This is a genomic window from Roseibium sp. RKSG952 (assembly GCF_009711355.1).
Map to the genome: position 1 here is coordinate 1 of NZ_SMMF01000780.1, position 8,758 is coordinate 8,758.

Sequence of the window (8,758 nt, forward strand, 5' to 3'; positions counted from 1 at the left end):
ACCTGGACCTGGACCTGGACCTGGACCTGGTGAAATGAGGCGAGCACCGGGGATCTGCAACAACATGCGCACATCATCCCGATTGATGGACCCGGCGTGGATCTCCATTGCCTGCGCCGGCGAAAATTCCTCACCGGCAAGCGGGAAACCCTCGACGCCGACGACCGGACTGCCGCCATGGTTGATCGCTTCCGGCATGGTCTGCAGAACCTTTCCAGCCAGTGCGACACGACCACCTGACGGTATCCACGCCGTGCGATGCGGCAACCGGATGCCCCCACTGAACGCGGGCTTGCGTCACTAAAAATGAGCATTCACTCATATTTATTCTTGCATCGTAAACTCAGGTTTTATAATCACCCCGCAGACAACAAGCCAATCTGAAAACCGAAACGGTTTCGAAAAAAGCGGGTAAATGGGGCAAATGCTGAAATATTCCGGGCTGGTAACAGCCGCTGTTCTTGCGGCGGTTCAAGGAGCGTCCGCGCAGGATCTGACACTGGAAGACCAACCGGTGCTCACCACCGAAGACGCGACGCTTCTCGATCTGATTGTCGTCAAGGGCGCCACCCGTACCGAAACCCCGATTTCCGAAGCAACGGTCTCGGTGTCGGTTGTGACGGAAGAACAGATCGCGGAACAGACAACGATCAATACCAATATCGGCGACATCATCGCAAAGACCGTGCCCGGTTTCAGTCAGTCGGTCGAAGGGATGTCAGACTATGGCCAGACATTGCGCGGAAGGAATTTCTTAACCCTGATCGACGGGGTACCACAAACCAGCAACCTTCTGAACTACGGCCGGTCGCTCAACAACATCAGCGCTAGCACGATCGGACAAATTGAAGTGGTCCGAGGAGCAACGGCAGCCTATGGTTTCGGGGCGCCCGGTGGGCTCGTGAATATCATCACCAAGGAACCGAAAGACGGGGAGTTTAACGCCAATATGAGCCTTGGCGTAAAGGCGTCGCCGTCCAATCTGACCGAATCGTTCAGCTATATTACCGAGCTGGGAGCATCCGGCGCAAAAGACGGCTTTTTCTATCTGATCAATGGCAGTTTCCAGGAGACAGGCTCTACCTATACCGCCGATGGTGAGCGCCGTCCGCCGAACTCATTCGGAACGCAGGGTGGCAAGGACGACATCATGGATTATGATGTTTTAGCAAAGGTTGGATACCAGCATGAGGCCCATAAATTTCAAGCCAGCGTAAATCGCTACCAGTTCTGGCAGGATACAGACTGGGGAGGTGTGATCTATGGAGGCGACAGCACAACAAATACCAGCGCCGTAGCTGGCAAAGAGCAACTTTACACACAAACACCAAAATCCGAAAACACAACGGTCTCGACCAATTACACCAACGACGACATTCTTGGTGGTACATTCGACCTTCAAGCCTACTACAATTATACGGATACAACTTTTCCGCAGAATTGGTACTATCCGGGAGTTGATGGTGCTTTGTTGAGCTATCTTTCTTCCATCGGATCTTCTCTTTCATATTTCGGTCTAAATGAAAGCGGCCTTTACCCCCAAGTCAGAACCGAGATTGAAAAATACGGCGCGCGGGCAACATTCGACACGCCCCTGACAGCTGATGCTTTGGAACTGGACCTAGTATGGGGGGTGGATTTCATCTACGAACAGACCAAAGAGGTGGAAATCGATCATCCCACCTATTCACCAGACTACAAGCAGACCGGTTTCGCCCCATTTGCGCAATTGAACTCGCGCTTTTTTGACGACCGGTTATCCATTACCGGGGGTGTTCGATTTGAACACTTGACCGTGGATATTAGCGATTTTACCGCGCAATCCTTCACAAAAGTAAAGTTGGGCGATGAGGAATTTCCCTACGGAATGCTCAGGGACGTCACAGGCGGATCAGTAACATTCAATGAGCCCCTCTTTAACATTTCCGGTTCCTTCAACATCAACGACACTTTCACACTGTATGGTGGTTTCTCTCAAGGCTTCCAGTTGGGAGATCTTGGCAGGGCACTCAGCAATGACCCAACCTTCACAAACGTCTCACAGCTGGAAAATAAGGGTCAAACAACCGATAGCTATGAAATCGGGCTCCGCGCTGCTGGATCGGCCTGGGATGCAAGTATCACGGGTTTCTACAACCAGTCTGAAAACGGTGTGACCTATGACACCGACATGAATATCCGGCAGTCACCGGAACAGATCTGGGGCGTGGAAGCGACGGCAAACTATCAGGTGACTGAACAAGTTGTCTTAGGTGGCACGCTGACTTGGATGGAAGGTGAGTTCGACAGCGATTCGGATGGTTCTTACGACTCCGACCTGACCGCAGACAGGATCACACCTTGGAAACTGACGGCTTACGCACAATATGCTCCAACAGATTGGGTAAATCTCAGACTGCAGGGATTATACTCTGGGCACCGCAAATATTTCGATGTTTATGCTAATAATGACATCAAAATTGACTCATACTTTATCGTTGACGCATTTGCAGATCTTCAAATCAACGAAAAATCCAAACTTTCTCTCGGCGTCGAAAATATCACAAACACGAATTACGTTCCCGTCCTCAACCAATACTATTCAAATTATTTAGGTGACAGCCAGTATTACATCAAAGGCCCCGGCACGACCTTCTCGGCGAAATACTCCCTGAAATTCTAAAAATCCCCCTCACCGGCTTCGGCCGGTGAGATTTTTTTAAGTTGTAGAGGTACTTCATGACTGGCGCGGCGACCCAGAACAGCAATCCGGATCTTGCCTATAGCGGGCGGCAAATCGCCGTTTCGGCGGGTGACAAGACCCTTGTTCAAATCGCTGATCTGTCGATTGAAAAAGCGTCCGTCACCGGGCTGATCGGCCACAACGGGTCGGGCAAATCCACGCTTTTGAAGGCGCTTGCCCGGCAAACCGGCGGTATCAGCGGGGATCTCCGCCTGTTGGGCAACGACATTGCCAGCTGGAACGCAAAAACCTTCGCCCGCAATGTCGCCTATCTGCCGCAGGACCCGCCACCGGCCAGGGGCCTGCTGGTGCGGGAACTGGTTGCTCTTGGGCGCTACCCCTGGCACGGCGCCTTCGGGCGGTTCAGCAAGGCCGACGTCCTGAAGACCGAAGAGGCCATGCGCCTCACCGATATCGAACCGCTTGCCGGCCGCCTTGTCGACACCCTGTCGGGCGGGGAAAGGCAACGGGCGTGGATCGCCATGATGGTGGCCCAGGACGCCAAATGCCTGCTGCTGGACGAGCCGATTTCAGCCCTTGACGTAGCCCATCAGGTCGAAATCCTTGCGCTGGTCCGGAACCTGAGCCGGGCACGGGATCTCGCCGTGGTGGTCGTGCTGCACGACATCAACATGGCCGCCCGCTATTGCGACCGGCTGATTGCACTCAAGGGGGGCCGGTGCGTTGCAGACAACAGGCCGGAACACCTTTTGAGCGCGCAGACCCTCAAGGACATTTACGGGATCGCGATGAATGTGGTTCCCCACCCTTCCGGCAAGGGAGTCCTTGCCTATGTCGATTGACCGGCGCTTGTTCCTCGGCGGCCTGGCAGGCCTTGCCGCATCCGCCACCGTTCCGGCCCTTGCCGGCTTTTCTCCCCGGATCGTGTCGCTGGACTATGCGGCTGCCGAAACCCTGATTTCCTTGGGCGCCCCCCCGGTCGGCATCCAGTCGGCCGACCGGTGGCAACGCTGGGTCGTCGAGCCGGGTCTGCCTGAAGGTGTTGTGAATGTGGGACAGGATCTCGCCGTCAATCTGGAAGTGATTGCAGCCCTCAAACCCGACATGATCCTGACCACGCCCTATACCGACAGCTTGCGCAAGCGCCTGTCCGTCATTGCGCCGGTCCACAAGGTGTCGGTCTATGATCAAAGCGGAACACCGCTTGTGAATGCCTATCGCGAGACCGGGCGCCTTGGCCAACTCGCCGAACGCCCGGCTGCCGCAGCAAGGTTTCTTGAAACCGCCGATGCGGAGTTTTCCGCCATGCGCGACAAGCTTGCAAAACGCCCTCGCCCGCCGGTCACGCTGGTCAACTTCATGGACAACCGCCACGTCCGGGTCTACGGCAAGAGCGGCCTTTATCAGGATGTTCTCGACCGGCTGGGGCTGACGAACGCGTGGACGCGTCCCACAAACTACTGGGGCTTTGCAACGGTCGGGCTTGAGGAACTGGCCCGCCAAGCACCGTCGGCCATGCATCTGATTGCCTTTGAACCGATCGTTGACGAAATCAGGCCGACCCTCGCCTCCAGCCCGATCTGGCGCCGGATGCCGGTCGTCGAACAGGAACGGTTCACGGTCTTCCCGCCGGTTTTGACCTTTGGCATGGTGCCGTCCGCGCTCCGGTTTGCGCGTCTGATCACGAATTATCTGGAAGGACAGGGCCAATGAGTGTTCACGTCCTCACCAATCGAGCGCCCTGGCTGTCAGCCGGGTTGTTTGCCGGGGCGGGCAGCCTGTGCTGGCTCCTGATCGCGCAATATCTGCCGCTCCTGGGCGGCATTTCCGAGAGCTATGACGTGGAGCGGATGATAGCGCTTTACGCGGTCCTCCCCCGGATGGCGACGGCGCTCCTGTGTGGGGCAGCCCTCTCCCTGTCCGGCGTGCTTCTTCAGATTGCGCTGCGCAATCCGCTCGCCTCGCCGACAACGCTTGGCGTATCGGCGGGCGCTCATCTGGCACTTGTGCTTGCGACCCTGATCGCTCCTGCCCTGATCGCGCTCAGCCGGGACGCGGTCGCCCTTGCCGGAAGCCTGACGGCCGCCGCGCTCGTATTTGCTCTTGTGTCCCGGCGGAGTTTTTCTCCGGTGACGCTTGTGCTCGCAGGTCTCGTCGTCAGCCTCTATTTCGGCGCGGCGGCAACGCTGCTGGTTCTGCTGAACGACCGGTATCTGGTCAGCCTGTTCATCTGGGGTGCCGGATCGCTGTCCCAGCAAGACTGGTCGATCCCGGCAACGCTTGCACCAAAACTGCTGATCTTGTCGGTGATTGCAGGTTTTCTTGTCCGGCCGCTCAATGTACTCAATGCCGGTGACGAGACAGCCATCGCACTTGGCGCGAAACCCGGAAGGCTGCGGGCTCTCACGGTGGGCCTTGCGGTTGCTCTGGCCGCATTCGTGACAAGTTCGGTCGGCGTGATCGGATTTGTCGGCCTGGCAGCCCCTGCGCTGGCACGTCTTGCCGGAGCCCGGACAATCGCGAGCCAGATGCTCTGGTCGACCCTGATTGGCAGCGCGCTTCTGTTTTTCACCGACAATGCCATTCAGCTTCTGGCCGGACCCCTGTCGAATTTTGTTCCGACCGGCGCAGTGACTGCACTGTTCGGAAGCCCCTTGCTGCTTCTGCTCCTGAGAAAGACGAAATCCCTGCAAGCCACCGCGCCGCGGGGAGAACCGGTGAAGCGCTGGTCTCAGCCGCCGGTTCTGACGGCCGTTGGCGGCGCGCTCCTGCTCGCGCTTGTCATTGCTGCAAGCATCACGTTCGGCCGGACCTTTGCCGGCGGCTGGGACTGGATCGTTGCCAACCCGGCCCCGGACATGCTGCTTCAATTGCGCGGGCCCCGTGTCCTGAGTGCCGCTCTTGCAGGCGCCCTGCTCGCTGTGGCCGGCGTGATCCTTCAGCGGCTTTCGGGCAATGACATGGCAAGCCCCGAAGTTCTGGGAGTAAGCTCCGGGGCGATGCTGGGGCTTGCCTTCGGTGTCTTCTTTCTCAGCCCCGATCAAACCGGTTCTCTGATCGGCTTTGCCTCGCTGGGAGCCATTGCCATCATGGGGCTCATTCTCATGATGAACCGCAAGAGCGGCTTTCAGGCCGAACGCATGGTTTTGGCCGGGATCGCCCTGACCGCCCTTCTCGATGCGCTGATCGGAGCGCTTGCAGCCACGGGCGACCTGAGGGCCCTGCTTCTCTTGCGCTGGATGAGCGGCTCCACCTACGGGGCGAGCACATCCAGTGTCGCGGCTCTTGGGCTGTCTGCCGGTTTGCTGCTGGTGGCGGCCCTTGCTCTGGCGCGCTGGATCAACCTCCTCGACCTTGGGGGCGGGCCAGCCTCCGCGCTTGGCGTGCCGGTCCGGCGCGCGCGCGCAGTTCTGTTCCTGATAGCAGGCCTGATGACAGCTGCCGCGACCCTGTCGGTCGGCCCGTTGAGCTTCATTGGATTGATGGCTCCGCATATTGCCCGCCAGCTCGGGTTTTCCGGAGCGCATTCACAAATCCTGACATCTGCTGCAGCGGGCGCAGGTCTGATGGTGGTCGCGGACTGGATTGGCCGTTATGGATATTTCCCATACGAAATGCCAGCCGGATTGATATCCGCCCTTGTCGGCACACCTTTCCTGATGCTGCTGTTGAGCCGGAAAGCCAGCTGAGATGTTCCATTGGCTAAAATGACACCGCAGGCCGTTCCATCCGGAGACCGATACGCGCCGTATTGATTCATTCACTTGATAACGTGTATCGGGCCTTCATTGCCGCAAAGGTTGATGCTAGAGGGTCAAGTGTCAGACGAGAGAGGGAGTGGCAGGTTGCCTGCAATCGCTAAAAATACGGTCGAGAAGCGCAAGGCCGCGCAGCAGGAACGCTCGAAAGCAAAGGTTCGGCTGATCCTCGACACCACGCTGGCCATGCTCAATGAAGGACCTGCAGACCGGATCACGACCAATGAGATCGCCAAACGCGCGGGCATCAGCATTGGCTCGCTCTACCAGTTCTTTCCGAAAAAGGAAGCGATTTTCTACGAGCTGTTCAGCCAGTGGCTGGAACAGACCGTCCGCCTTCTGGACGAGACAGGTGAGAAGTTTGACGGCAGCGAGCGTCTGGAAGAGCTGTCAGACGCAGTCTTCGACTGTTTGTCGCGCGATGACACAATCAATTCACCCGGGCACTGGCAATTGCTGCGAGCCATGGGAAGCACGAAGGAGCTGGTCGCTCTGGAGACCCGGCAACAGAAGGACGTCTTCAAGCGGATTGTAGGCTTTCAGGAGAAATTCGGCCGGACCATCCAGCCGGAACAGGCGGAGGTTCTGGCAACCTTGCAGCACCACGTCACGGTCGGCTGTCTGGCCGCGGCCGCACAAGTCGCCTCCCACCCCGAACGCGAGGCCGTTTTGAAGTGGGGCAGAAAAGTCATGCGGCAGGTCTATGATATCGATAGCCTGAACACGTGAGTCGGGAAGAACTCAAGTGTCGGCTGCATCCAGTCCCATCTGCCAGAAATCGGCCTCAAGCTGCGTCGCCTTTCTGAAAAGGGTCAAAAGCCGCGCGTAACGTGCCTCGGTGAGATAGACTTCTGACGTCTTGTCCATCCACCCCCCGAAATCACCCGCCAGGGCCTGGTACATCTCGCCCGAATATTCCTCGATCCAGCGTTTGTAGCCATTGCCGCCGATCGAATCGCCATGGCCCTCAACCAACGCCTTGCCGATCTCGGCATATCCGATGACACAAGGCGCAAGCGCGGCCTGCAGATCCAGCAGATCTCCCGCCATCCCGGCCTCAAGCACAAAACGCGTATAGGCCATTGTCGGCGTGTCTTCCGGCGCGCTTTCGATCTGTTCACGGGTCATGCCCCAGGAACTGCAGAGCTCTATATGCAGCTCGAGCTCCACATCCAGAATTGCCTTGACGCCCTCATGTGCATTGCGCATGTCCGCAAGTGTCGGGCTCTTGTAGACCGCAAGCGCATAAGCGCGGGCGAACTGGATCAGAAAAAGATAATCCTGAACCAGATAATGCCGGAATGCGGGCTGGGGCAGATCTCCGGTCCCCAATTGACGTACAAAGTCATGGTCGACATAGGCCGACCATTCGACGGCCGCGTCGTTTTTCAAACGCTCAAATAGTTTCACTGAAATGTCCTAGGCAGAAGGCGACAACGCATTCGGGTCGGCTGCCTGCAAGGAAACGGATTCCCCGCAGCCGCAGGCGGAAACTTCATTCGGGTTCCTGAATACGAAGCCCGAACGGAATTTGGTCACCTCGAAATCAACCTCGGTGCCAAGCAGAAACAGCATGGCAGAGGGATCGACAAAGACTTTCGCCCCCTTGTCCTCGACCATGTCGTCGCCCGGCTTGGCCTCACCGACCAGATCCATGGTGTATTCCATTCCCGCGCAGCCACCTTTCTTGATGCCCACGCGCAGGCCGATTGCCTCGCCGTCCGCGTTTTCAACCAGTTCCTGAACGCGCTCTGCAGCAGCGTCCGTCAGCGTCATTACCTGAAATTTCCGGGCAGCGGTCATGATGTCCTCTGTGCTCAGAAGCGTGATCCGTTCTGAACTTGATATAGGAATTCAAGTTAGGGGTCAAAAGAGGCCGTGTCCACGCCCCCTTCAAACCTTGTTGTTCGCTCAATACCAGTTGAGCGCAACCTTGGCTTCGTCCGACATACGGTCAGGCGTCCAGGGCGGGTCGAATACCATGTCGACATTGACCGGCCCGACACCGGCAACGGACGAGACCGCGTTTTCCACCCAGCCGGGCATCTCGCCTGCCACCGGGCACCCCGGTGCGGTCAGGGTCATGTCGATGTTGATCGACCGGTCGTCCTCGATATCGACCTTGTAGATCAGGCCGAGCTCATAGATATCGCAAGGGATTTCCGGGTCGTAGACCGTTTTCAACGCGCCGATAATGTCGGTCGTCAGCCGCTCCAGCTCTTCGGCCGGAATGGCTGAAGCCCCCGCAATTTCCGATTGCAGCTCGTCGCCAATTGCCGTTTGGTCGATGGTGGCCGTATTTTCCATCTCGAACCTT

General features: G+C 57.7%; 9 protein-coding genes. 5 read left to right on the plus strand and 4 right to left on the minus strand.

Features of this window, described 5'->3' with window-relative positions:
- Positions 1-267, minus strand: a 267-nt coding sequence (locus E1297_RS49745; protein ID WP_209015673.1) for a hypothetical protein, incomplete at its 3' end; no start/stop codon positions are given.
- 148 nt (positions 268-415) lie between these two features.
- On the opposite strand from E1297_RS49745, the gene E1297_RS06460 reads away from it, so the two are divergent.
- The 5 genes from E1297_RS06460 (at position 416) to E1297_RS06480 (ending at position 7,170) form a co-directional block, all read left to right on the plus strand.
- On the plus strand, positions 416-2,662 hold the full coding sequence (locus E1297_RS06460) for a TonB-dependent receptor (RefSeq protein ID WP_155135430.1): 2,247 nt from the start codon (positions 416-418) through the stop codon (positions 2,660-2,662).
- Between the two features lie 56 nt (positions 2,663-2,718).
- Positions 2,719-3,525 (plus strand): ATP-binding cassette domain-containing protein, encoded by an 807-nt coding sequence (locus tag E1297_RS06465; RefSeq protein ID WP_155135432.1) that lies wholly within the window; start codon positions 2,719-2,721, stop codon positions 3,523-3,525.
- On the plus strand, positions 3,515-4,396 hold the full coding sequence (locus tag E1297_RS06470) for an ABC transporter substrate-binding protein (protein WP_155135434.1): 882 nt from the start codon (positions 3,515-3,517) through the stop codon (positions 4,394-4,396). Before E1297_RS06465 ends, E1297_RS06470 begins: the two co-directional genes overlap by 11 nt.
- Positions 4,393-6,372 (plus strand): Fe(3+)-hydroxamate ABC transporter permease FhuB, encoded by a 1,980-nt coding sequence (gene fhuB / locus E1297_RS06475; protein ID WP_155135436.1) that lies wholly within the window; start codon positions 4,393-4,395, stop codon positions 6,370-6,372. Before E1297_RS06470 ends, fhuB begins: the two co-directional genes overlap by 4 nt.
- A 156-nt stretch (positions 6,373-6,528) precedes the next feature.
- Positions 6,529-7,170, plus strand: coding sequence for a TetR/AcrR family transcriptional regulator (locus E1297_RS06480; protein ID WP_196223221.1), 642 nt, complete (start codon positions 6,529-6,531; stop codon positions 7,168-7,170).
- 12 nt (positions 7,171-7,182) lie between these two features.
- On the opposite strand, the gene tenA is transcribed toward E1297_RS06480, so the two are convergent.
- The 3 genes from tenA to E1297_RS06495 form a co-directional block, all read right to left on the minus strand.
- Positions 7,183-7,851 carry a thiaminase II gene (gene tenA / locus E1297_RS06485; RefSeq protein ID WP_368669473.1) on the minus strand — a complete coding sequence of 223 codons (669 nt, stop codon included), beginning with the start codon at positions 7,849-7,851 and terminating at the stop codon, positions 7,183-7,185.
- A gap of 9 nt (positions 7,852-7,860) precedes the next feature.
- Positions 7,861-8,244 (minus strand): Fe-S cluster assembly scaffold SufA, encoded by a 384-nt coding sequence (gene sufA, locus E1297_RS06490; RefSeq protein WP_155135440.1) that lies wholly within the window; start codon positions 8,242-8,244, stop codon positions 7,861-7,863.
- 108 nt (positions 8,245-8,352) lie between these two features.
- Positions 8,353-8,748: an SUF system Fe-S cluster assembly protein gene (locus E1297_RS06495; RefSeq protein ID WP_155135442.1), complete on the minus strand. Its 396-nt coding sequence runs from the start codon at positions 8,746-8,748 to the stop codon at positions 8,353-8,355.
- Positions 8,749-8,758 lie beyond the last annotated feature (10 nt).